Below are 24376 nucleotides of genomic sequence, written 5' to 3' on the forward strand. Positions count from 1 at the left end.
TTCGCTTCCTCGACGGCCGTGCTTAAACGGCTTGACCTGTTGATCTCAGGCGCAGCCGTCAGCCGCGTATCGCGCCCTCAATCCGACGCCGCCCTCATCAACGCCGCCCGCGTCGCAGCATCGGCCGGGAAGAAATGCTCGACGCGCAGCGAGGCCACGGTCACGTCCAGCGGCGTGCCGAAGGTGGTGAAGGCGGAGAACAGGGCCAGCTCGCCGGCCGAGGAGCGCAGCCGCGTGTGCATCAGCGGGGTCACCGGGGCCGGCGCGATCAGGCGCGGCACATGCGGGCGCAGTTCCTCCAGCAGCGGGCGCAGCGCCGGCACATGCTGGGCCTCGCTGCTGGCGCGCTGCCACAGGGCGGCGCAGACCTCGTCCTCGTTGGCGCACAGATGGCGCAGGCCGCCGGGCTGCAGGCAGGCGCGCAGCAGGTTGAAGTCGTGTTCCAGCAGCGCCGGGTCGACGCCCAGCAGACGCATCAGGCCGCGCAGACCCTTGTTGGCCATCAGCAGGTTCCAGGCACCGTCGATCACCAGCGCGGGGGCCGGATCATGCGCCTCCAGCAGATGGGTCAGCGCGGCGCGCACCGGCGCCATCTCGGGGTCGTCCAGGCTGGTCTCGCGGTAGGCCGGTGCATAGCCGGCCGCCAGCAGCACCTTGTTGCGCTCGTCCAGCGGCGCCTCCAGCGCGTCCAGCACGGCGATCAGCATCTCGCGGCTGGCGCGCGAGCGGCCGGTCTCGATGCAGCTGAGATGGCGCTGCGAGACGCCGACGCGCAGCGACAGCTCCAGCTGGCTGATGCGGCGCTGGGCACGCAGTGCGGCCAGCGGCGAGGCGATGTTCGGGGATGAAGCAGCGGAGGTGGCGGCGTTGTTCATGGCCCCGATGCTAGCGGGGCCGGGTCTTGCCGCAATGACCTTGGAGGTCATGATGGCGAGTTCAGGCCTGGAAGGGTGAGAGGTTTTCGTCGCGAGCCAACGCCAGGCTAGGCGGACGGCGCACAGGAACCGGAACGTACTTCCTGTACGTGAGGATTCCGAGCACCGGCCAACAACGCATGGCGTTGGCGCAGTAGAAAACCTCTCAGCCTCTCAACGCAGGTCCTGCTCGCGAGGCCGGATGCCATAGGCGCGGAACAAGCGCTCGACGCTGCCGTCGCGCAGCATCGCCTGGTAGAGCTCCTGCAGGCGGGCGCGCTCGGTGTCCTCGACGCCGCTGCTGGTGGCCAGCCAGACCTCGCCGGCCTCCAGCTCCAGGCCGACCTGGAACTGCGCCGGATCGCGGCCGCTGCTGCGCACCTTGTCCATATTGACCACGTCGCCACCATAGAGCGCGTCGACATGGCCGCGCTCCAGCAGGCGCAGCATGTCCTCGACGCTGTTGGCCAGCACCACCTGCCTGGCGTCGAAGCCATGGCGCTGCAGCTGCGCCAGGTTCGGGCTGGCGCGCAGCACCGTCAGGCGCAGGCCGCGCGCCTGTTCCAGGGTCGACACCGGCGGCTGGCCGCCGCGGTTGATGAAGACGAAATGCTGCACATAGAGCTTCAGCAGCCATTGGTAGCGGGGCTCGCGCTCGGGCGTGCGCGTCAGCGGCAGGATGGCCACGCGCGGGTTGTTGGCGGCCATCTGCATCGCGCGCGCCCAGGGATAGATCTCGACCCGTTGCGGCGAGGGGCCGGCGCGGCGCAGCAGCTCCTCGACCACCTCGACCAGCACGCCGGGGCGCTGCGGCTGGCCTTCGATCGCGAAGGGCGGCAGGTCGCCGCTGACGACGCGCAGCCCGGCGAGCGGCGGTGTGGCCGCGGCCGGCAGGGCCGGTGCAAGCAGCAGTAGTAGCCGCAGCAGATGGCGTCGAGAGATCCTGGATGGCATATGCCCGGCATGCTCGCATGGCGCACCGGGCGCCGACAAGCCTTGACCCTAAGCCCCGCCCCGCGCCGGCGAGGGCCGGGCGAACTGGGCCAGCGCGACGCCGCCCAGCGTGACCGCGGCGGCCAGCAGCTTGACCGGGCTGAAGCTCTCGCCCATCGCGACCCAGGCCGACAGCGCGGCGATCGGCGGCATCAGGTAGACCAGCGGCGCGGTGCGGGCCACGCCGCGCTGTGCATTGACCCAGCCCCAGGCCAGCCAGCCGGCGAAGCCGCTGACCACCACGGCCCAGATCGCGCCGGCCCACAGCCAGGGCGAGATGCCGGCCCAGTCGACCCGGGCCGCGGCCGGCGCGCTGAACAGCAGCACCGGCAGGCTGGCGAACAGGGTCACATGGCCCATCACCAGCACGCCGCCATGGCGCGCGATCAGCGGCTTGCTGGCCACCGTGTAATAGCTGAACAGCGCGGCCGCCAGCAGCAGCACCAGGTCGCCGCCGCTGGCCTGCCATTGCGCGCCCAGCAGCTTGTCGGACATGAAGAGCAGCGCGCCGCCGGCCGCCACCGCGACGCCCAGGATCTGCGCGCGCGACAGCGCCTCCAGCCCGGTCAGGCGCAGGATCAGCAGGGTGAACACCGGGCCGCAGGCCAGCAGCACCGAGCTGGAGAAGGCGGTAGACCAATGCACGCCGTAGCTGGCCAGCGCCAGGTGCAGGCCCTGGCCGATCAGGCCCAGGCGCAGCAGTGCCCACCAGTCGGCGCGCGGCAGGCGCGGCCAGGCCAGGCCGAAATGCCACAGCAGCAGCAGGGCCGCGCAGACGGGCATCAGCAGGTAGCGCAGGAACAGGAAACCGCCCGGGCCGATGACCTGGAACAGGGTCTTCTGCAGCGGGAAGTTCAGGCCCCAGACCAGGATGGTCAGCAGGCCGACCCAGAGGGCCCGGGAAGCGCGGGATGGGGGCATGGGCGCGATCTTGCCGCAGACCCGCCCGCGCCGGACGAAAAAAGACCCCGTCGCGCTTGCGCGCCGCACGGGGCAGAGGGGAGGATCAGTAATCGTGCGGTGCGCACAACAAGGGGCGCACCGGCTCACAAGCCTCAGCGGTCCTTGCGCAGGATGCCTTCCGGTTTGGCGGCGCTGCCCATCATGAAGACGGTGTAGACGCCCTGGTTCTGCACCGCCAGGGTGGGGACGTTGTAGATCGGCTGCACCTGGTCGGGCGTGAAGACGCTCAGCTGCGAGGTGGTCGGTGCGGTGACGCTCGCAATGGCCGAGCTCTTGCCGGCCGGCACATTGCTGGCGATGGCGCTGTAGTCCAGGGTCAGCGTCAGGCCGCCGTTCTGGTTGGCCAGGCCGTTGATCACGCGGAACTTGGCGGTGCTGGCGACGGGCAGGCGGTTGTCGTCGGCCAGCACCTCGACCTGCGGCGCATTGGCCGGGCCCCAGATAAGCAGGGTGTAGTCGCTGCCGGCGGCCAGGGTGGTGGTCCTGGCGGGGATGGCCACGCCGGCGACGGTCGCGTTCAACACCGGCTGGCCGGCGGTGACGATCTGGTACTCACCGATCTTGCTGTTGTTGGCCAGCATCGTGGTGCCGCCCAGCGTGGCGGTGACCGCGGCGTTGTCGGCGACGGTGGAGACGACGCGGGCACGCGCATTGCTGGCGCCCTGGGCGCTGGTGGCGCCCTGCTGGGTCATCAGCAGGCTGCCGACCAGGACGCCGCCCTGGGTCGGCGTGATCACCAGGGTGGCGACCTGCTTGCTGGCCAGCGTGATGGTCGGGATGTTCAGGCGCAGGTCGGTCTTGCTGCCGGCGGCGGTGACGCGCACGCGGTAGGCGCCGCTGGCGACGGTGCTGATCCCGCCGCCGCCCTCGGTGGAGGCGAAGGTCGGCGTGGCATTGCCCAGGTCGTCGACGTTCTGGGTCAGGTAAACGTCGAGCTTGCCGGTCTCGGCCAGGTTGATGACCTGCAGCTTGCTGTAGTTGTCGGCCGGCGCGTCCTGCGACTCGTCGATGGCCTCGGCCTTCATATTGCCGGCCCAGCCATAGCTGATCAGGGCGTAGTTCCGATCCTTGGTCATCGTGGCGCTGCGCGAGGTCAGCGTGGTGCCGCCGGACTGCACCAGCATCGTCAGGCTGGTGTCGGCATCGACCGCGGCATAGGAGCTGGCGCCGCCATAGGCGACGCCGGTGGCGAGGGAGGTCTCGCCGATCTTCAGGTCCAGGCCGGTGTAGGCGCTGCTGGCATTGACCAGCCGCAGCTGCGCCTTGCCCTTGTTGCTGCTGTCACTGCCACCGCTGCCGCCGCAGGCGGCGAGCAGGGTCAGGCCGGTCATCATCATCAAACCTGCGGCCAGGCGCTTGAAACCCATCACGAACTCCTTCACGAGAATGGGCGCGATTGGAGTCGGGCGGCTTTGCTGGCTGTTGTCCGCAGGTTGCGCAGCGTGAAGATTTGTTGAGTTCGGGCGCCTGTCGCCCGATGCCGACTGCTAGCATGCCTTTCGTCATGACGCACCCCTACCCGCATCTGCTGGCCCCGCTGGACCTGGGCTTCACCACCCTGAGGAACCGCGTGCTGATGGGCAGCATGCATACCGGCCTGGAGGATGGCTCCAAGCATTTCGAGCGCATGGCGGCCTATTTCGCCGAGCGCGCGCGCGGCGAGGTGGGGCTGATCGTCACCGGCGGCTTTGCGCCGAACATCGAGGGCTGGGCCAAGCCCTTCGCCGGCACCCTGGCCAGCTCCCGCGCGCTGCGGCGCCACCGCATCGTCACCGACGCGGTGCACGCCGAGGGCGGCAAGATCGCGCTGCAGATCCTGCACACCGGGCGCTATGGCTATCACCCGCTGGCCGTGGCGCCCTCGCGCATCCGCTCGCCGATCTCGCCCTTCACGCCGCGCGAGCTGAGCACGCGCGGCATCGAGCGCCAGATCCGCGCCTTCGTGCGCTGCGCGGCGCTGGCGCGCGAGGCCGGCTACGACGGCGTCGAGGTGATGGGCTCCGAGGGCTATTTCATCAACCAGTTCCTGGTGACGCATACCAACCAGCGCCGCGACGCCTGGGGCGGCAGCTATGAGAACCGCATGCGCCTGCCGTTGGAGATCCTGGCCCGCATGCGCGAGGCGGTGGGTCCGGACTTCATCATCATCTACCGCCTGTCGATGCTGGACCTGATCCCGGACGGCAGCAGCTGGGACGAGGTGCTGACTCTGGCGCGCCGGGTCGCGGCCGGCGGCGCGACCCTCATCAACACCGGCATCGGCTGGCATGAGGCGCGCGTGCCGACCATCGCCACCAGCGTGCCGCGCGCCGGCTTCGCCTGGGTGACCGCCAAGCTGCGTGCCCAGCTGCGCGCCGAGGGCATCACGATCCCGCTGGTCACCAGCAACCGCATCAACATGCCCGAGGTGGCCGAGAGCGTGCTGGCCGACGGCAGCGCCGATATGGTCAGCATGGCGCGGCCCTTCCTGGCCGATGCGGAGTTCGTGCGCAAGGCGCGCGAGAACCGCGCCGACGAGATCAACACCTGCATCGCCTGCAACCAGGCCTGCCTGGACCATGTGTTCCAGCAGAAGATCGCCAGCTGCCTGGTCAACCCGCGCGCCGCGCACGAGACCGAGCTGCGCCTGCTGCCGCTGGCCGCGGGGCAGCGCCGCAAGCGCATCGCGGTGGTCGGCGCCGGGCCGGCCGGCCTGGCGGCGGCCTGCACCCTGGCCGAGCGCGGCCATGCGGTCGAGCTGTTCGACGCCGCGGCCGAGATCGGCGGCCAGTTCAATATGGCCAAGCGCATCCCGGGCAAGGAGGAGTTCCAGGAGACCCTGCGCTACTTCGCCCGCCGCCTGCAGACCAGCGGCGTGAACCTGCGGCTGAACCAGCGCGTCGGCGCGGCCGAGCTGGCCGGCTACGACGAGGTGCTGCTGGCCACCGGCGTCAAGCCGCGCGATCCGCGCATCAAGGGCCAGGACGACCCGGCGCTGGCCGGCCGTGTGCTCAGCTATGTCGACGTGCTGCAGCGCCGGGCCGAGGTGGGGCGGCGCGTTGCGATCGTCGGCGCCGGCGGCATCGGCTTCGACATCGCCGAATACCTGCTGGAGGCCGGCCATTCGCTGGCGCTGGACCCGCCGGCCTGGCGGCGCGAATGGGGCGTGGCCGATCCGGCCGAGGTGCGCGGCGGCGTGCAGCGCCCGCAGCCGGGCGCGCCCGCGCGCGAACTGACCCTGCTGCAGCGCAAGCGCGGCAAGCCCGGTGCCTCCTTGGGCAAGACCACCGGCTGGATCCACCGCGCGGCGCTGAAGATGAAGAACGTCGAGATGCTGGCGGGCGTCAACTACGAGTCGATCAGCGCCGAGGGCCTGTGGGTCAGCTACGGCGAGCAGCGCCGCGACCTGCAGCTGGTCGCGGCCGACACCATCGTGCTGTGCGCGGGCCAGGAGCCGCAGCGCGAGCTGGAGGCGCCGCTGCGCGCCGCCGGCGTCGTTGTGCACCTGATCGGCGGTGCCGACGAGGCCGCGGAACTGGACGCCAAACGTGCAATATTGCAGGGAACCCGGCTCGGCATGAGTCTCTAGACCCTGGTCGGGCTCAAGCGGGGCCGCCACACTCCCGATTCGCCGTTCACGAGGGAACACCCGGCGGTTGCGGGTGAGCAATAAACAGATATGGCCGCAGCGGCGCGATGACTCATCGCGCCATCCCGCTGCGACCCACAAGGTTTGTCCGCCCATGAGCCTGATCTCTTGCCGCCGCTGGCCGCTGGCCCTGGCCGTGCCAGGTCTTGCGTTCGCCCATCCCGAGGCCTCTCTGACGGCCATCGACCCCGCCAGCCCGATGCTGTGGCTGGGCGTGTTCTCGGTGCTGGGCACCCTGGGCATGGGCCTGGGGCTCGCGCTGCTGCGCTTGCAGCGCCGCCGCCTGCGCCAGCGCAAGACCGAGCTGCTGCGCGTGCGCCGCGAGCGCACCAAGCTCAGCGCGCTGCTGAACGCGATCCCCGATCCCGTCTTCTTCAAGGATGCCAGCGGCGCCTACGAGGGCTGCAACCCGGCCTTCGAGCAATGCATGGGCATCACCGAGGCCGAGCTGCTGGGCCGCCGCGACGACCAGCTGGCCCAGCGCCCGGCCTGGGCCGCGGCGCTGGCCGGCAGCGACGCCGCGACCACCCAGCGCACCCTGGCCTGGACGCCGGACAAGCGCGTCTGCCTGGATGTGGTGCAGGCGCCGGTGTTCGACGAGGAGCAGCCGCTGGGCGCCATCGGTGTCGTGGGGGTGGCGCGCGACGTCACCGCGCTGCGCGACGCGATGACCCAGCTGCACCGCGCGGTCACCGTGTTCGAGCATTGCGGCGAGGGCATCATGGTGCTGGACGCCGGCCTGCGCGTGCAGGACGTCAACCCGGCGCTGTGCGCGATCACCGGCTACGGCCATGACGAGCTGATCGGCAGCCTGCCGCGCTACCTGCAGGCCGAGCACCAGGACCCGGAGCTGCTGCGCGCCCTGTGGGCCGAGGTCGGCGCCAAGGGCAAGTGGAGCGGCGAGCTGGTAGACCGCCACAAGCTCGGCGACAGCATCCCGGTCTGGGCCACCATCGTCTGCGTGCCGGCCACCGAGGCCGGCGGCGAGCCGCATTACCTGGCGGTGCTGACCGACATCTCGCGCCTGAAGCAGACCGAGGCCGAGCTGCTGCACCAGTCCCTGCACGACCGCCTGACCGGCCTGCCGAATCTGGCCCTGCTGCGCGACCGCATCGCGCGCCAGATCGGCATCGCCCAGCGCGACCATACCTGCGTCGCGGTGCTCTACATCGACCTGGACGGTTTCCGCGAGGTCAACGACATCGCCGGCCACAGCTCCGGCGACGAGGTCATCAAGGAGGTGGCGGCGCGCTTCGTCAACGTCGTGCGCGCCAGCGACTCGGTGGCTCGCGTCGGCGCCGACGAGTTCGTCGTCGTGCTGTCCGGCCTGGTCGACGAGGAGACCTCGATGCGCCTGGGCGACCGCCTGATCCAGGCGATGGACGAACCGATCCTGGTCGGCCAGCAGCGCTTCAACCTCGGCGCCAGCATCGGCCTGGCGCTGTTCCCTACCGACGGCCGCGACGTCGACGAGCTGCTGCGCAATGCCGAGGCCGGCATGTGCCGCGCCAAGCTGAACTTCCGCAACAGCGTGCAGGCCTATCGGCCCGAGCTGACCCAGGCGGTGCAGCAGCGCTTCGAGCTGACCCATGCGCTGCGCCAGGCCAACGAGGCGGCGCAGTTCCGCATCGAATACCAGCCGCAGGTGCGCCTGTCCGACGGCCAGCTGATCGGCGCCGAGGCGCTGCTGCGCTGGCGCCACCCGACGCGCGGCCCGATCTCGCCGGCCGAGTTCATCCCGCTGGCCGAGGAAACCGGCCTGATCGTGCCGATCGGCCGCTGGGTGCTGCAGGAGGCCTGCGCCCAGGCCGCGCGCTGGCAGGGCCTGCCGGGCAAGCCGCAGCAGATCGCGGTCAACGTCTCGGCGCGCCAGCTGCGCCAGAGCGATTTCGTCGCGACCCTGGACTACATCCTGGCCGAGACCGGCTGCCCGGCGCGCGCGCTGGAGCTGGAGGTCACCGAGAGCCTGCTGCTGGAGGACGCCGAGCAGGCGATCGAGCTGCTGACCGAGCTCTCGGCGCGCGGCGTGCGGGTCGCGATCGACGATTTCGGCACCGGCTATTCCTCGCTGTCCTACCTGAAGCGCATGCCGGTCAAGACCCTGAAGATCGACCGCAGCTTCGTCTCCGAGCTCGGCAGCGACGCCAACGTCTCGGCGATCGCCCGCACCGTGATCGTGCTGGCGCGCAGCCTGAACCTGGACGTGCTGGCCGAGGGCGTCGAGACCGCCGAGCAGGCCGCCTGGCTGCGTCGCGAGGGCTGCGACTGGGCCCAGGGCTGGCATTACGGCCGCCCGATGCCGGCCGAGGACTTCAACTTCACCCCGCCGCCGGAACAGCGCAAGGCGCGGGTGCGGCATCTGCAGCTGGCTTGAGCGCGGGAGCTTCCTCCCGATCGTTTCAGCCGGTGGCCGGCGACGTGCTGCCGCTCAAGCGCACCTGACGGCCCCAGACCGCAACCTGGGTGAGGAACAGGTTCTGCCGCCAGGTGGGCTTGACGGAGACAAGCAAGGAACGCTTGTCCTGGGGCAGATCGTTCGGAACGACGACGACCAGGCATAGGCGGAAGCCGAGATCCTCCCAGCCCTCGGAAAAGACCCATTGCGCGCTGCGCTTGCTGTAGAAGGAAATGACGGCATAGCGGTTGGAGCGCGCGAATTGCTTGACCGGTCCCGAGACCTTCAGCTTGAACTGCAGCGATTCGAAGAGCTTGGCCCCGGCCATGGCCTTGAGGAACGGCATCTCGGCGGTGGGTATCTCGGCGATCTGCTTGGACACGGGAGAGATACCCCGGATGCTCATCGAATGAGATCCCGTCTTGGCCTCGACGAAGATGCGTCGTATGCGCGACCAGTCGTGCTTTTTCTCGACCCGGTCCGGCCGGGGCAGCACCGCGACCCGAACCTCGAACAAGGTCGAGTTCTCCCTCGTGTAGCGTCCTTCCTTCTCAAGCGCTTCCAGCAGACCCGCATCTGCCCTGTCCCAAGGGACGGCGGTGCCCTCTTCATCGATGTCAAACTCGAACGGCCCTTCGAACCCGCGCATGCTGATCTCCTCAGGATGTCGAGACCTGTTTATGCCCGCGGGGAGCGACGCTTGAATGACAGCAGAACCTGCGCGCGTAGTCCGAATGTTGACGTCGGTGCCTCAGGCTCAGGTCGTCGGCGGCACGAATGTCTTCACCGGCCGGATCTCCACATCGGTGCCGAAGGCGCGGCCGGGGAAGTCGCGGGCCAGAGCCAGCGCGGCATCGAGGTCGGGCAGCTGGAACAGGGTGCAGCCGGCCGCCGGGGCCTGGTCGGGGGCCTGGTCGTCCCGGTCGTCATGGCGCAGCAGCAAGGTGGCCTCGTCGAACACCGCGATCGCGAGCGCCCGGCCGGCTGCATGCTGGGCCAGCGACCATTCGCGCACCAGCAGGCTGCGCCGCGCCCGGTCGGCCTCGTCCAGCGGGCGGGTCGGGCGGTAGAGGAAGGCGAAGAGTTGTTGCATGGTGATGATGGGTCCTTCTGGGTTGCTGGTTGACGGTCCGCCTAAGATGCCCGCATCGCGCCCTGGGCGCTTGGACAAAAACCGCAAGCAGCCCCCCCGATCCGAGCCGATGCAGCTGAGCCCGTTTCCCGTCGCCACCACCGGGGGCCTGATCGAAGGCCTGGCGGTGCTGCGCAATGCGGCGCGTAGCACGCGCACCCTGGTGGCGGAAAGCCGGCTCAGCGTCGGCATCCGGCTCGCGGGCGCCGCCAGCCTGTGGCGCGACGGCGCGTGGGTGCCCCTGCCGGACCAGACCCTGACCGGCCTGCATTGCGGCTCGCGCATCGTGCGCACCGAGGCCGGCAGCCTGCTGGTGCTGGCGCATCTGCACCCGGCCGCGGCGGTGGCGCTGGGCATCGTCGAGGCCGCGCGGCTGGTGGAGCAGACGCTGGACCTGGCGCGGCTGTGGCCCGTGGCCGAGATCGAGGCTCTGCGCGAGCGCCTGCGGGCGGCGCCGGACGACGGCGCCCGTGCGGCCGCGCTGGAGCGGCATCTGGCCGAGCGGCTGGCCCAGGGCGCCGCGCCGGAGCCGGCCATCGTCGCGGCGGTGGACCGGTTGCGCGCCGAGCCGGCCGAGCTGCGCATCGCCGATCTGGCCCGCGAGCTGGGCCTCAGCACCGACACCCTGGGGCGGCGCTTCGCGGCCGGCGTCGGCGTCAGCCCGAAGCGCTTTGCGCGCGCGGCGCGGCTGCGCTCGGCCGTGCTCAGCTACGGCGCCGGCACGACCCTGACCGAGGTGGCGATGCTGGCCGGCTATTACGACCAGTCGCATTTCGTGCGCGAGATGCGCGCGGCCACCGGCCTGGCGCCGCAGGGCCTGCTGCCCGGCCTTGCCTACTGCTGATCGATCGATAGATCAATAGCGCTTCACGGTCAGCCCTTAGCATCGGGCCCATGCTTGTTGTTCCTCCCGATGCAGTCTCCCCGTCCCTCGCGCCGTTCTGGCATCTGATCACCCGTCTGGGCGAGGCCCAGATCCTGCTGCCCCTGGTCGGCGCGGCCGCCGCCTGGCTGTGGCTGGCGGCGGAGCAGGGGCGGCTGGCGCTGCGCTGGGGCCTGGCGATCGGCCTGGCCGCGCTGCTGACCACTTTGTCCAAGCTGGCCTTCATGGGCTGGGGCCTGGGCTCGGCGCGCTGGGATTTCACCGGCATCTCGGGCCATGCGATGTTCGCCGGTGCCTGCCTGCCGGTGCTGGCCTGGGTCGGCCTGCTGGCGCGCGGCGACCGGGCGCGCCGCGTGGCGGTGGTGGGCGGCTTCCTGCTGGCCGCGCTGGTGGCCTGGTCGCGGCTGGAGGTGCGGGCCCATTCGCCGTCGGAGGCGCTGGCCGGCGCCCTGCTGGGCGGGCTGGCCAGCGCCTGGGTGTTATGGGGTGCGCCGACCCTGCGCCTGGCCCTGCCGCTCTGGCTGCCGGCCGGGCTGGCCGCGGCGGTGCTGCTGCTGCCGCTGTCCGCGCCACGTTCGCGCAGCCATGAGCTGATGATGGAGCTGTCGCGCCAGCTCTCGGGGCGCCAGCAGGTCTACACCCGCCATGAGCTGCATCGCCGGCTCAATGCAGCAGCGTTGCCGGTGCCGGGAACCACAGGGCCAGCTCGGTCTCATCCAAGGTCAGCTCGATGACGATCTCCAGGCCCTGGCGCAGCTCGTAGCTGGATTCGAACCAGCCGCAGCGGCAGGCCGGCTCGTTGCCGGTCAGCAGCTGGGCGGCGGCGATCGCGGCCTGCTGCTGATGTGCTTCGGCGCTGGCTTGCTGCTGGGCTTGCGGCTGGGTTTGCATACTGGACTCCGTGAAAAACTGCCGGATTCGATGAGTCCAGTGTGGGCGTTGGCGCCCGCCATTCCCATCACACGCAGGGCGGCCCGGCGGGGGAGGCGGGGGGAGTCCACCCCCCGAGGGGGGCCTTCAGGCGCGCAGCCCCAGGGCCAGCAGCAGCGTGAACAGCAGCAGATAGGCCAGTGCCAGGAGCCAGACCCAGCGCCGCCGCCGTGGTGGCAGCAGCAGGGCGGCCAGGGGCAGCAGCTGCCCGGCATGGATGCCGATGAAATGCGCCGGCCGCAGGTCGCCGCCGGCCAGCTGCCAGCCCAGCAGCGGCAAGCCGTCGTCCGGCGGCTGGCGCCCGCCCAGCACCATGCCGACCCCGGCGCCCAGCAAGAAGGTCAAGAGCAGGCCCAGCAGCATCGCCAGGCGCCGGGCCGGCGGCTGCCCTGGGTCCGGATGGCGCCAGAGCCGCCAGGCCAGCAGCGGCTGGGTGGCGGTCAGCGCCAGCGCCCCGACGCCCATCAGCGTGTACATCAGCGCATGCCAGCGGTCGTCGGTGTTGTAGTGCGAGGCCTGGCCCAGCGCGGCCTGCAGCGCGATATAGGCCATCTCGAAGCCGCCGGTGGCGATCAGCAGCCAGACGATGCGGCGCAGCGCCCGGCCGTCGCGCTGCGCGGCCGGCAGGTGGCCGATGAACCAGGCCGTCGTCAGGGCCAGCAGCGCGATGGACAGCGCGAACTTGATCGGCTTGATCCAGATATTGGCGCCGCGCAGCAGGCGCTCGTCGAACGTCCAGCCCAGCGCCATCGGCAGCACCAGGGCCAGTAGCAGTAAAGCGAACAGAGTAAGCCGGCGCTCACGTCGGAGCAGCTCGGCCGGCCATTGCCGCCAGCCCGGCCGCGGCCCGGCGGTCAGGGCGGCCGTGCCGACCGCGCTCATGCGGCCTCCCGCAGGCCGGCCGCCGGCCGGCGGCGCCAGACCTCGCGCAGCAGCGCGAAGGCCAGCAGCCCGGCCGGGCCGAACAGGAAGGTCAGCGCCAGCAGCGGCAGCAGCACCAGATGCGGCAGCCCCAGGCGGCCGGCGCGCTCGGCGATCCAGCTGCCGACGAACAGGTCGAAGGCCAGGTAATGCAGCCAGCCGGCGCTCAGCAGCGCGGGCTGGGCCAGCAGGCGCTGCACTGCGGCCATCGAGTCATAGCCGCCGTCGCCCATGCCGTTCGTCGCGAACAACAGCACATAGGCGACGGCCAGCAGCAGCGGGATCAGGCGGCCGGCCAGCCAGCGGGCCCGCGCCGCCCAGGACACCCGGTAGGGCGACAGCACCAGCGCGGCCCAGCCCAGCAGCGCCAGCTTGCTGCCCAGCGAGAAGAAGACGGCAGGATCGAGCTGAAGAAGAAGGCCCGAGGTGAGTGGCTGCGGCATGAGGAATGCTCCGGTGGTGGTGGTCGTCGTCGTGGAAAAGTCAAATCTGAACAGTGTCTAGATCAAGTGTCGAAGCGGATCTGAACGATGTCAAGATATGCTTCAAGTCATGCCCAGCAGATCGTCAGACCCCGCCCGTTCCTCATTTCCGCCGACAAGCGCCAGCTCGGCGACGCCAGGTAGCCCCGCGCGCGAGGCCTATCACCATGGCGCGCTACGCGAGTCGCTGCTGGAGGCCGCCGAGGGCCTGCTGGCCGAGCGGGGGCTGGCGGGGTTCTCGCTGCGCGAGGTGGCGCGGCGCTCCGGCGTGTCGCCGGCGGCGCCGGCCCATCATTTCGGCGACAGCGCCGGCCTGCTGAACGCGGTGGCGATCCAGGCCTTTGAGGGCCTGCGCGCCGCGCTGGAGGCCGGCAACGAGCGCGGCGGCAGCGACGATGCGCTGGCGCGGCTGCGCGAGCAGGGCATCGCTTATGTCGAGTTCGCGCTGCGTTACCCGGGTCGCTTCGGACTGATGTTCCGTTGCGAACCGAAGCAGCGGACGACTAATGATGTCCTGCAGGGCCGCGGCCGGGCGGCCTATGCGGTGCTGGAGGAGGGCGTGCGGGGCCTGTACGGGCTCGAACCCGGCGCCGCCTTTTCACCCGCGCAGCAGCTGGGCGTGCTGAGCGCCTGGTCGGTGGTGCACGGCTTTGCCGTGCTGGCGCTGGCGGGGCAGTTTGATGGGGGCGGTGGGCCGTCGGGTGGGGAGGGGGCTGCCGACGCTCCGGCCGGGCGGGAGGGCTTGCTGCGCGGCGTGCTGGGGCCGATGTTGGAGTTGCAGTTGAGGGGCTTGAGGCTGGTGGGGACGGGGCGTTGACTAGCGGGTGGGCGCTGCTTCCGCTACAGGCTGATTCCGGCCGATCGCCATGGTCAAATCGAGCGACGGCTCACATCAATACCTGACCTTCGACCACAGCCGACGCGACTGCCTGCTTTACTGCGGGCTGTAGTCGAGCCGCCTTAGGAACTCCGAATTGCAAGCGCATCCTTCAGCGCAGCAACGAGCCTCCTTGCCAGGGAGTCGATATGCACTTTTGGCGTGCCATGTTCCTTGAGCAGTTTCTGCCGCTACGGCGAGGCTCCGGCGCCGCCAGTGTGAGCTGATAGGTGTGTGCGCAAGAACTGGTGTTCCGCGAGCGGCTTCACAAGGTCGTCCGCTCGGTCAATACCTTTGCCGGCCATCCCATTCCATGTCTGAAGAGATCAAAAACACTGCGATAACCGCCGCCGGCTACATCTATCAGAATCGGCAGGGGCTGAGGCTTCTTTGCGATTGGCTCGATGCGTCGACACGCTTCACCCGTGTGAAGTTTGAGTGTGACGACGAGGCCGTTGCGCCGAAGGGACTGGACGACATCGTCGCCGAGCGCGCCGACGACCTCATCGACCTGGAGCAGGTCAAGTACACACCGAACCCGGGTGTGCATGCGCTGAGCTGGGAGTGGATGCTTGAGAAGGCAGGCACGACTGCGCGGTCGAGGTCCATGCTTCGGAAGTGGTTTGACGCCTTCGCCGCTTTGGACCCTGCTCGGGTTGGCGTCCTATCGTTGAGGACGAATCGCCGGCCAGACGCAGAAGTTGAGGCGTGCTTGTCCGGGGGGAAGATCGACTTCGCCAAAGTTCCCGAGCCGCGGCGCTCAGCGTTAATCGCGGAGCTGGGCGACCAGAAGAAGTGCGAAGCCTTCTTCAGTCAGTTGCAGGTTCTTCACAGCGACAAGGGGTTCGAATCGCTCGAGCACGAGGTCGATGCTCGACTGCACCGGCACGGCACGCCTGAGGGCATTGCGAACCTCAAGAATGTCGCCTTGAACTGGGCGATTCGGAAGAATTCCCCGCCGCCTGACGGGTGGATCTCCTTGGACCAGGTGCGCACAATCCTGCGAGCTGCGCCGGCGGCACCGCTGCCTGAAGACTTTTTCGTGCCGCTCGGATATGAAGTGCCAGACGAGGCGTTCCACCTGGACTTCGTGCGCGACACCGCCGCCGGTGCCGGACAGACATTCGTGCTCACGGGGCCGCCTGGCCGCGGGAAGAGCACGTACTTGAGCGCGCTGTGCGACAAGCTTGCTAGCTTGGACATTCCCACGGTCCGTCACCACTACTTCCTGTCGACGACTGAGCGGGGGCGCGACCGCGTGCACAGCTATGTGGTTGAGCAGTCCATCGCGGCTCAGGTCAAGCAGTTTCATCCAGGCGTTCAGGCACTTGGCGGTGACTTGCGAGGGCTCCTCGAAGCTTGCGCGGCCTACTACAGGGAGAAGGGCAAGCCGTTCGTGCTGGTCCTGGACGGCTTGGACCATGTCTGGCGCATCAATGCCGCTGACAAGCGTCCGCTGGACGACCTATTCTCCCAGGTCCTGCCGTGTCCGGACAACATGGTTCTGCTGGTGGGCACGCAGCCGGTCGACGATACCCAACTGCCCAAGGACCTGTTGGCGGTCGCACCTAAGGCCAGCTGGCGAGAGTTGCCGGCGATGTCCGAGAACGCGGTGTTGTCGTACCTGCGCAAGGCCGTTGACGAGGGCAGGCTGTCGACCCGATTCGACCATGAGGAGCAGTCGGAGCGCCAGTTGCAGGAGGCCGCGACCGCGCTTCGCAAGAAGACCAACGGCCACCCGCTGCACGTCATCTATGCAACCGCGGAGCTTGAGAACGCGGGGGGAGACCTGGACAGCTGGGATATCGAGCGGCTGCAGGGGGACATGACCAAGGAGGTGAAGTTCTACTACGCATCCCTGTGGGTAGATCTCCCGCCCAGTCTCCAGGCCACGCTGCGCTTGGTGTGTGCATTCCCCTTCTTCTGGCCGAAGGCTGCGTTCTCGGAGATTGCGGCGAAGCTCGGCATCGCTCAGCCCGAAGTAGCAAAGGTGGGGCACCTGTTGCATTCTTCGGTTGCAGGTTTGAAGGTCTTTCATGAGAGCCTGGCGGTGTTTGTACGCTCAACACCGGGCTACGACGAGCGCATCAAGGAGCTGATGCCGGCGGTAGCGAGCTGGCTGGAAACATCGGCGCCGCCTTCTTTGCGCGTTAACTGGCTCTGGTCGGTTCAGGCCAAGCTCGGTGACCCCAAGAACCTCATTGCCGGGTTGACCCGCGACTGGATCATGCTCCGCCTGGAGGAGGGCTATCCAGAGTCGCTGTTCGACACCTTGTTGTCAGAGGCCATGGTCGCGGCGCTGGATACCAACGCGTTTTCCGACGCCTACCGCCTTGACCATCTCAGGGCGCGGATGGTCCGCGGCAGCGAGTTTCAGATGCAGGATGACGACATGGCTCGGCTTGTGTCGTTTACGCTGAGGCTGACAGCCGACGACGGTGTAGTCCGAGAGGCTGTGGCGTCGCGGCACGAGACGGACATCCTGCGTGTGGCCGCCCTTGGTTTGGCCCTGCAGGCGCGAGGACGGGCGGTACTGGCCGAGGCCTGTGGTGCCGAGGCACTGCGGCGTTTCAGAGGTCTCAGCCGTTTCTCCACGCGGTACTCGTCCAACGCAGGAATTGCTGATTTCAAATTCTTGGTCGAGGCGTTCACGCGCCTGGGTGTCATCGGTGCGACCTCGGAGGCGTTCGCCAAGCTGGTTCGTGAGAACGGCCCCGTCGTGTGGATGCCGAGAGCTCGGATGCTGGTTGATGAGGGCGTGCTGGACGACCTGATGGACGTGGCCACCCCGCTGCCGCCCGACGACCCGGATAAGAGTGTTCTCAGCGACGTCTGCGTCCGTGCGGCTGCAACGGCCGGGGTGAGCATCTTTGACCACGACGATTTCAGCAAGCTGGCGCGAACTCCGTTCGTTGCCGCACTGGAGGCCGCCCGCACACGAGTCTCGAAGCCGCTGAACGAGCCCATCCCCATTGAGTGGCTTGAGGGTGATTACTACGAGCGCAAGGACGACCTGAGCGCGCTCGTCCACCATTGGTTCTTCAGCGGCTTGCACCTGAGCCTTTGCATGCAGGCGGAAGGACAAACCGGCTTCGAGTTCATGCGGGCGCCCACCTACGAGGACAGGAGGAACATCAGCTACTTCCTGAACGCGCTCTCAGCGATTGCAGCTCAGGTTGCCGAGCGCTGGTGGCGCGGGGAGTTCGTGGACTTCCATGAGCTGTTCGAAATGCTCAGACCTGTCCAGTTCAGGCGCTTCAGGCAGGGGTACGACGCGAGCTCAGCCGCGGAGGACTTCCGGGCTGGACTGCATCGCATTGCCTGCGACATCCGGCTTGCGAGCTGCCTGCTCGCCGGTCGCGACGATGTTGACCTCACTGAGGCGACCATGGTCGCCTCAGCTACTGGCGAGTGGTTTGACCCTGCGTCCTTCCGCACCCAGTACGCGGCAGGATTGCTGACCAGGATGAGCGATGAGGCCGCAGCGGCCTTCATTCAATCCCAACGCGTCCTGCTCGATGCTGAGATCCGCCAGGAGACAAGCGTCCATCTGCAGACGCCGCTGCAACTCTGTGGTATCGCCCTCAGTCACGGCTTGAACTCCAGCGCCCGGGAGCTCTGCACGCAGACTTGGGAACTGACGACTGGCTATGGGCACCGCAAGGACCCCACGTTGAACAACACCGTCGACGCCATCGACTACCTGGTGGAGGTCGCGCCGGACGATGCTCGACGGCTGCTCAGCTTGATCTCGCCACAGGTCCACCGCGTGCTGGACTACACGGATGGAAAAGGCACGAGGCACGTGCTCTCAGCCGCGGACCGCTTGCTGGCGAAGCTCTGCCCCGCAGCCCTGGTGGCGAAGTATGAGGAGCACACGGACGCGGGCGATTGGTCGCATGCGGAGGACAGCCTGCGGGCGTATGTGGAGCAGGGCGTGCGGGATGGCTGGCCGCTGGATGCGCTCATGCGCACGGGTGTTCACCCAGAGGTCCAGGACGCGTTGAAGCAGCTTGAGCGCAATGGCCAGGATGGCGCCGCCGAGCGGCTACGTGTTCTCAGGGAGCATGCCGGCTGGGACGTCGGCGTGCTTCAGCGAAAAGACTCGTCTAGCGGCGACATTGACAGCAAGCCGTATACGGGCGACGTCACCACGTTTGCGCCGGAGCAGGTCGACGAGCTGCTGGCAAGCCTGTCGACCAGCTACAACGAGAAGAAGAGGTTGCTTCGAGCCTGGTACGAGTACTGGGATAAGGCCGGGCAGGGCAAGCGCCTTCTCGCGGCGTTGGACAGCTCTCTTCAGTCAGACGAGGGGCGCATCAACGGCATCCTCGACCTGTCTGACCTCGCCTTTGAGACCAGGCGCAAGCTGAGTGGCTCGAAGGCTGCGTGGAAATACCTCGTCCAGGCGCAGATCCGGAAGGGTGCATGGCTGGGTTTCGTGGAGAGCGAAGAGAAGACGCGCAAGCGGCTGGACATGGTCGTGAAGCACTTTCCGAGTCGTTGCGACGAGTTCGTCGCTGAGACGACGTATGGCATGTTCGGAGAGCCCGAGCCGCCGCGTGTAGCACCGACGGATCTGTTGGTCTATTTCTATGCACGCCAGAAGCGCGTTGCCGACGCAGTCAAGTTTGCCAAGATGATGGTGAATTGCGTGCTCGAAGACACCCGAACCCTTCCGCTGGAACGTCCGCGCTGGGCGGAAGAGCTCGACGCTACGAGGGCGAAGGGCAAGTGATGGACGACCTTCGCATCCTCGTTGCCAGGCTGGGTTGGCCATCGACCGCTGCAAGGTGGTGGACCATGCAGGAGCTCGCGGCTCGACTCGGCGCGCCGGCGTCGAAAGTGGCGACTGAGGCCGCACTCATTGAATTCCTGGGCACAAGGAAGCTCGAGGCCGAGGTGGTGGAGGCGCTCTTCGTCTTCTGGATGGCCGCGCAGGCGCACGGGTACGAGGCCAGCCCGAAACTGGCCGAGAGCATTCCTAAGACGTCAGTCCTCTCGGAGCTGGTGCTGGAGAGCCTCGGTCTATGGGCGGACACCCCGGACGAAGGCCTAGAAGAAGTGCCTGAGGACTTCGAGATTCCACAGGATTTCAACGGAGTGCAAGGCGCGGACCTTCCGCGGATGTTCCGCATCTCCATGACGGAGCTTGAGGCCGCTACGCGGCTGCCGTTCGTCCGCCAGATGGCTTTCGAGTGGTCGATGAACAAGGGCGCCTACCCGGAGGCTCCTTTTCAAGGCGACCCTTGGCACTTCTCGCGCCCCTTGGGCGACGGGTTCAGCGGTCAAATCTCATCTCGGACTGCCTTGCGGATGATCTCCGCCTACCACCGCACGTTGGCGGTTGCTGAGGAGTTCTGGGGCATGCCTCCTGATAAAGCGGAAGACCAGGCTCTATTGGCTTTGCCTGTTCACCCGACGCTTGCACTGCTTAGGCCTAGGCGGCCAGCTTGGCTTCCCGGCCGAACGGACTTCGACGGCGATGACAAGGCGATAGGAGAGGCAGTCCGCAGTCTCATTGACCAGGTTCAGCTAGACCGTCCCGGCGACGAGCTGATGGCCTTCTCGTCGCCCGTTGTGATGTCAATGGACCGCTGTGTGGAGGTCTCGGTCGTCCGGTGGGCGCAGGCGGCAGGTGGCAGCGTCGCGGATGAAGGCTTGGCTGAACACTTGAAGGACCTGTGGAGAACCGGAGGGCTACTCGCTAGCGACTTCCAGGAGGCCCTAGGCACGACGACGGTCCTGGAGTCGCCAGCTCATCAAGCGATAGCCGATCGGGAGAGCAGAGTCTGGCCGCTGGCCAAGCCGCTCGACTTCGAGCGCCTTGGTTACCTGCAGCACGATCTTTATCCCGGCCGCCTCTTCTTGCCTGCAATTCCAGGGCGTGGCCAGTTGGAGGTCACGCCTCGCGATGGGGTGCTGGAGGTCAAATCGGGTAGCGATGTCATCGCCGACCTCAGGTACTGGAATTCGGGCTGGGGACCGGTTCGCCCCATGCAGTTCGACGGAAACTGCGGTATGGCCCTTATCTCGAGAGGCACGGCATATCGCACATCACCGGATGAGGCAGTCCAGGAGGTGCGATCGTTCTACTTCTGGCGTGTGAGAACGCTCCACAAGAAGGGTGGATTCAGCGGCTTTGAAGAAAAGCTGACCTATGGTGTCACGTTCGTGTGACGCAGCGCCCTTTCAACGAATCTTCATGAGGACGCCGCCAGAACTAGTGGCCGCTTAGTGGCCGCTTAGTGGCCGACAGCGTGAGTTCACCCGTTCAAGCCGACCGGCGGCAACCGCTGCAAAGCGGAAGCCAGACCGCCCGCGGCCGCCCCCCTCAAATCGGCAACGCATTCGTATGCTTCACCTCCTCCATCACCGCATACGTCCGCGTCTCCCGCACCCCCGGCAGGGTCCAGATCACGCTGCCGATGAACTCGCGGTAATGGCCCATGTCGGCCACCCGGGTCTTTAACAGGTAGTCGAAGCCGCCGGCCACCAGATGGCATTCCAGGATCTCGGGGCGGGCCTGGACCGCGGCCTTGAAGTTGTCCATCACGTCGTGCACCGTGCGGTCCAGCAGGATCTCGATGAAGACCAGCATCGAAGCGCCCAGCTTGGCCGGGTTCAGCCGTGCCTCGTAGCCCAGGATGTAGCCCTCGCGGGTCAGGCGCTTGACCCGCTCCAGCACCGCGGTGGGGGACAGATGCACCGCTTCGGCCAGCTTCAGGTTGGAAATGCGCCCATCGGCCTGCAAGGCGCGCAGAATGCGGGCGTCGATCTTGTCGAGTTCGTCGGTCACCGGATTTTTCTCGGCTGAAATGCGAATGTTCAGAATTTAATCCAGGCGGCTGACGAATAAATTCCCGGTCTTCACTAGTGATGATGAGGATCTCCTCCCATGAGCGCTGCTTTCGCCCTGCCGCCGGAATCGGCCCGCCTGCCGCAACCCTACCGGGACGAGATCCCGCTGGTCCGCGAACTGGCCGCCGGCGTGGCGCTGGACTGGTCCGGCGTGATCGCGCTGGCCGGTCCCTGGGTCGAGCAGGTGCGCGCCAACCCGGCGCCCTTCTGGGCGATGGAATCGCTGCTGCGCGAATACCCGATCACCAGCGCTGAGGGCCTGGCCCTGATGCGTCTGGCCGAGGCGCTGCTGCGCGTGCCGGACGCCGAGACCGCGATCGCGCTGACCGCCGACCAGCTGGGCCGCGCCGATTTCGACGGCAATGCCTCGGGTGGCCCGCACACGATGCTGGCCGGCCTGGCCGCCAGCGCGATCGGGCTGTCCAAGAAGTTTCTGCCCGATGCCGAGCAGGACGGCGGCCTGCTGAAGCGCCTGGGCGCGCAGACCGTGGTGGCCGCCACCGTGCGCGCGATCCAGCTGCTGGGTCGCCAGTTCGTGCTGGGCCGCAGCATCCAGGAGGCGATGGGCGAGGCCGATGCCGCGCGCAAGCAGCAGCATCAGCTGCGCTTCTCCTACGACATGCTGGGCGAGGGCGCCCGCACCGAGCATGACGCCGAGCGCTACCAGGCCTCCTACGTCAACGCGATCAAGGCGATCGCCGGCGGCCGCAAGGCGGACTCGCCGGAGGCCGCCGACGGCATCTCGATCAAGCTCTCGGCGCTGTTCTCGCGCTACGAGGTGCTGCAGCGCGAGCGCGTGTTCGCCGAGCTGCTGCCGCGGGTCTGGCAGCTGATCGAGCTGGCGGCCCAGGCCAATATCAACCTGACGATCGACGCCGAGGAGGTGGACCGGCTGGAGCTGTCGCTGGACGTGCTGGACGCGCTGGCCGAACGCATCGCCGGCCATTACCCGCAATGGCGCGGCTTCGGCCTCGCGGTGCAGGCCTACCAGACCCGCGCCCGCGCGGTGGTCGACGAGGTGGCGGCGATCGCGCGCAAGCATGGCCTGAAGTTCATGGTGCGCCTGGTCAAGGGCGCCTACTGGGACGGCGAGATCAAGCGCGCCCAGGAGCAGGGCCTGGCCGCCTACCCGGTCTACACCCACAAGCAGCACACCGACGTCTCGTATCTGGCCTGCGCCCAGGCGCTGATCGGCCATGCCGACGTGATCTACCCGCAGTTCGCCAGCCACAACGCCGGCACCATCGCGGCCATCCTGCAGATGGCGCGCAAGGCCGGCGCCAAGTTCGAGATGCAGCGCCTGCACGGCATGGGCGAGGGCGTCTATCGCGAGGTGCTGAAGGACCCGAGCATTCCCTGCCGCGTCTATGCGCCGGTCGGCGAGCATCGCGACCTGCTGGCCTATCTGGTGCGCCGCCTGCTGGAGAACGGCGCCAACAGCTCCTTCGTGCACCAGCTGGCCGATGCCGAGGTGCGGGTCGACGAGCTGCTGGCCTCGCCGCTGAGCCTGGTGCAGGGCCAGGCCTCGCTGCTGCTGCCGGCCGACATCCTGGGGCTGCGCCGCAACTCCAGCGGCGCCGATCTGACCGCGCCGGGCGAGCGCGCACCCATCGTCGCGGCGATCGCCGCGGCCCGCATCGAGCCGGTTGCCGAGGCCTCGGCCGCCGAGGTGGCGGCCGCGATGGCGCGCCTGGCTGCAGGCTTCCCGGCCTGGAACGCACGCCCCACGGCCGAACGCGCCGCCATCCTGCGCCGCGCCGCCGACCAGCTGGACACGCGCCTGAGCGAGTTCTGCGGCCTGCTGGTCAAGGAGGCCTACAAGACCGCCGGCGACTGCATCGCCGAGGTGCGCGAGGCGGTCGACTTCCTGCGCTACTACGCCGACCAGGCCGAAGCCGAAACGGAACCTTTGCAGGGCCGCGGCGTGTTCGTCTGCATCAGCCCCTGGAACTTCCCGCTGGCGATCTTCGCCGGCCAGGTGGTCGCGGCCCTGGTGGCCGGCAACACCGTGGCGGCCAAGCCGGCCGAGCAGACGCCCTTCGTCGCGCTGAAGCTGGTCGAGCTGCTGCACGCGGCCGGTGTGCCCGCCGATGCGCTGGCCCTGCTGCACGGCCCGGGCGAGACGGTCGGCGCCGGCCTGGTGGCCGATGCGCATACCGCGGGCGTCTGCTTCACCGGCTCGACCCAGGTCGCGCACATCATCAACCGCAGCCTGGCTACCAAGGGCATGCTGGTGCCGCTGATCGCCGAGACCGGCGGCATCAACGCGATGGTGGTCGACTCGACCGCGCTGCCCGAGCAGGTGGTCGACGCGGTGGTGCAGAGCGCCTTCCGCTCGGCCGGCCAGCGCTGCTCGGCGCTGCGCCTCTTGTGCGTGCACGAGAGCATCGCCGACGGCCTGATCGCGATGCTCAAGGGCGCGCTGCAGGAGCTGTGGGTCGGCAATCCGGCCGAGCTGGCCACCGACGTCGGCCCGGTGATCGACGACGAGGCGTTTGAGAACATCCAGCGCCATGTGGCGCGCCTGCGCGCCGAAGCGAGCCTGATCGCCGAGGCGCCGGTGCACGACGCGCTGCCGCGCCTGGTGCGGCCGGTGGCCTTCGAGATCGGCCGCATCGGCGAGCTGGGCCAGGAGATCTTCGGCCCGGTGCTGCATGTGCTGCGCTGGGGCGGCGAGGTCGACGCGGTGGTCGAGCAGATCAACGCGCTGGGCTATGGCCTCACCCTGGGTATCCAGACCCGCATCGACAGCCGCGCGCTGCGCCTGGCCGAGAAGGCCCGCATCGGCAATGTCTATGTGAACCGCAACATCATCGGCGCGGTGGTGGGTGTTCAGCCCTTCGGCGGCGAGGGCCTATCCGGCACCGGCCCGAAGGCCGGCGGCCCCAGCTATCTGCGGCGTTTCGCGGCGGTGGCGGCGGTGGCCGGTGGCGCGGCGGATGCGGCATCGGCGCCGGTCGTCGCGCTCGGTGCCGATGCCGTGGCGGCGGTCGGCAGCGTCTACGCGACCCTGCGCCGCGGTTATGTGGACTGGAGCGCCCGGCCGCTGGCCGAGCGCGCGGCCGCGCTGCGCCAGGCCTCGACCAACGGCCTGCTGGACGGCGCCAGCGCCGCGCTGATCGCGGCCCTGGCCCGCGCCGCCGAGCAAGACCTGGCCCCGCTCGCGCTGCCCGGCCCCACCGGCGAGAGCAACGAGCTGCGCCGCCATGGCCGCGGCCTGTTCCTGCTGCTGGCCGGCGGCGCATCCGCCCCGGCGCTGGCCGCCTCGGTGGCCGCCGCGCTGCTGGCGGGCAACAGCGTGGCCCTGCTGGTCGACGAGCGCAGCGAGGCCGCCGCCCAGACCCTGCTGACGGTGCTGCCGGTCGGCGATGCGGTGCGCATCGCCGGACGCCAGGAC

The 24376-nt window shown here is 68.6% G+C and carries 17 protein-coding genes and 1 pseudogene; 8 read left to right on the forward strand and 10 right to left on the reverse strand.

Annotated elements, in window-relative coordinates; genetic code table 11:
• Positions 1-77: 77 nt before the first annotated feature.
• The 4 genes from G8A07_RS00705 to G8A07_RS00720 form a co-directional block, all read right to left on the reverse strand.
• The gene (locus G8A07_RS00705; protein ID WP_195795231.1) at positions 78-875 is read right to left on the reverse strand and encodes a helix-turn-helix domain-containing protein; all 798 of its coding nucleotides are present in this window, start codon (positions 873-875) and stop codon (positions 78-80) included.
• A 213-nt stretch (positions 876-1088) separates the two neighbouring features.
• Positions 1089-1868 (reverse strand): ABC transporter substrate-binding protein, encoded by a 780-nt coding sequence (locus tag G8A07_RS00710; RefSeq protein WP_195795232.1) that lies wholly within the window; start codon positions 1866-1868, stop codon positions 1089-1091.
• A 48-nt stretch (positions 1869-1916) separates the two neighbouring features.
• Complete coding sequence (locus G8A07_RS00715; protein WP_195795233.1) at positions 1917-2828, reverse strand: DMT family transporter; 912 nt, start codon at positions 2826-2828, stop codon at positions 1917-1919.
• Between the two features lie 134 nt (positions 2829-2962).
• Complete coding sequence (locus G8A07_RS00720; RefSeq protein ID WP_195795234.1) at positions 2963-4237, reverse strand: DUF4397 domain-containing protein; 1275 nt, start codon at positions 4235-4237, stop codon at positions 2963-2965.
• Between the two features lie 137 nt (positions 4238-4374).
• Between G8A07_RS00720 and G8A07_RS00725 the strand changes: the two genes are divergently transcribed.
• Both G8A07_RS00725 and G8A07_RS00730 read left to right on the forward strand, forming a co-directional pair.
• Positions 4375-6438, forward strand: coding sequence for an NADPH-dependent 2,4-dienoyl-CoA reductase (locus G8A07_RS00725; RefSeq protein WP_195795235.1), 2064 nt, complete (start codon positions 4375-4377; stop codon positions 6436-6438).
• Positions 6439-6592: 154 nt separating this feature from the next.
• Positions 6593-8872: a bifunctional diguanylate cyclase/phosphodiesterase gene (locus G8A07_RS00730; protein ID WP_195795236.1), complete on the forward strand. Its 2280-nt coding sequence runs from the start codon at positions 6593-6595 to the stop codon at positions 8870-8872.
• Positions 8873-8897: 25 nt separating this feature from the next.
• On the opposite strand, the gene G8A07_RS00735 is transcribed toward G8A07_RS00730, so the two are convergent.
• Together G8A07_RS00735 and G8A07_RS00740 are read right to left on the reverse strand one after the other, a co-directional pair.
• Positions 8898-9542: a hypothetical protein gene (locus G8A07_RS00735; RefSeq protein WP_195795237.1), complete on the reverse strand. Its 645-nt coding sequence runs from the start codon at positions 9540-9542 to the stop codon at positions 8898-8900.
• Positions 9543-9650: 108 nt separating this feature from the next.
• Complete coding sequence (locus G8A07_RS00740) at positions 9651-9986, reverse strand: hypothetical protein (protein WP_195795238.1); 336 nt, start codon at positions 9984-9986, stop codon at positions 9651-9653.
• A 109-nt stretch (positions 9987-10095) separates the two neighbouring features.
• On the opposite strand from G8A07_RS00740, the gene G8A07_RS00745 reads away from it, so the two are divergent.
• Both G8A07_RS00745 and G8A07_RS00750 read left to right on the forward strand, forming a co-directional pair.
• Positions 10096-10869 (forward strand): AraC family transcriptional regulator, encoded by a 774-nt coding sequence (locus tag G8A07_RS00745; RefSeq protein WP_195795239.1) that lies wholly within the window; start codon positions 10096-10098, stop codon positions 10867-10869.
• 50 nt (positions 10870-10919) lie between these two features.
• Positions 10920-11642 (forward strand): phosphatase PAP2 family protein, encoded by a 723-nt coding sequence (locus tag G8A07_RS00750; RefSeq protein ID WP_195795240.1) that lies wholly within the window; start codon positions 10920-10922, stop codon positions 11640-11642.
• Here the strand turns inward: G8A07_RS00750 and G8A07_RS00755 are convergent.
• The 3 genes from G8A07_RS00755 to G8A07_RS00765 form a co-directional block, all read right to left on the reverse strand.
• The gene (locus G8A07_RS00755) at positions 11572-11799 is read right to left on the reverse strand and encodes a hypothetical protein (protein ID WP_195795241.1); all 228 of its coding nucleotides are present in this window, start codon (positions 11797-11799) and stop codon (positions 11572-11574) included. The genes G8A07_RS00750 and G8A07_RS00755 overlap by 71 nt on opposite strands.
• A gap of 126 nt (positions 11800-11925) precedes the next feature.
• The gene (locus tag G8A07_RS00760) at positions 11926-12720 is read right to left on the reverse strand and encodes a hypothetical protein (protein ID WP_195795242.1); all 795 of its coding nucleotides are present in this window, start codon (positions 12718-12720) and stop codon (positions 11926-11928) included.
• On the reverse strand, positions 12717-13202 hold the full coding sequence (locus G8A07_RS00765) for an abscisic acid-deficient protein Aba4 family protein (RefSeq protein ID WP_195795243.1): 486 nt from the start codon (positions 13200-13202) through the stop codon (positions 12717-12719). Before G8A07_RS00765 ends, G8A07_RS00760 begins: the two co-directional genes overlap by 4 nt.
• Before the next feature lie 109 nt (positions 13203-13311).
• Between G8A07_RS00765 and G8A07_RS00770 the strand changes: the two genes are divergently transcribed.
• The 3 genes from G8A07_RS00770 to G8A07_RS00780 all read left to right on the forward strand — a co-directional run bounded on the left by G8A07_RS00770 (position 13312) and on the right by G8A07_RS00780 (position 20298).
• A complete protein-coding gene (locus G8A07_RS00770; RefSeq protein WP_195795244.1) occupies positions 13312-14058 on the forward strand; it encodes a TetR/AcrR family transcriptional regulator in 747 nt (248 codons plus the stop codon).
• A gap of 373 nt (positions 14059-14431) precedes the next feature.
• Positions 14432-18856: an ATP-binding protein gene (locus tag G8A07_RS00775; RefSeq protein WP_195795245.1), complete on the forward strand. Its 4425-nt coding sequence runs from the start codon at positions 14432-14434 to the stop codon at positions 18854-18856.
• On the forward strand, positions 18856-20298 hold the full coding sequence (locus G8A07_RS00780; protein ID WP_195795246.1) for a multidrug DMT transporter permease: 1443 nt from the start codon (positions 18856-18858) through the stop codon (positions 20296-20298). The genes G8A07_RS00775 and G8A07_RS00780 overlap by 1 nt, the downstream gene beginning before the upstream one ends.
• Before the next feature lie 154 nt (positions 20299-20452).
• Here the strand turns inward: G8A07_RS00780 and G8A07_RS00785 are convergent, their stop codons facing one another.
• The gene (locus tag G8A07_RS00785) at positions 20453-20917 is read right to left on the reverse strand and encodes an Lrp/AsnC ligand binding domain-containing protein (protein ID WP_195795247.1); all 465 of its coding nucleotides are present in this window, start codon (positions 20915-20917) and stop codon (positions 20453-20455) included.
• Between the two features lie 99 nt (positions 20918-21016).
• Between G8A07_RS00785 and G8A07_RS00790 the strand changes: the two are divergent.
• Positions 21017-23932, forward strand: a pseudogene (locus G8A07_RS00790) (L-glutamate gamma-semialdehyde dehydrogenase); the annotation flags it as partial.
• Positions 23933-24376 lie beyond the last annotated feature (444 nt).

It is taken from the genome of Roseateles sp. DAIF2 (genome assembly GCF_015624425.1).
Lineage (GTDB): Bacteria > Pseudomonadota > Gammaproteobacteria > Burkholderiales > Burkholderiaceae_C > Kinneretia.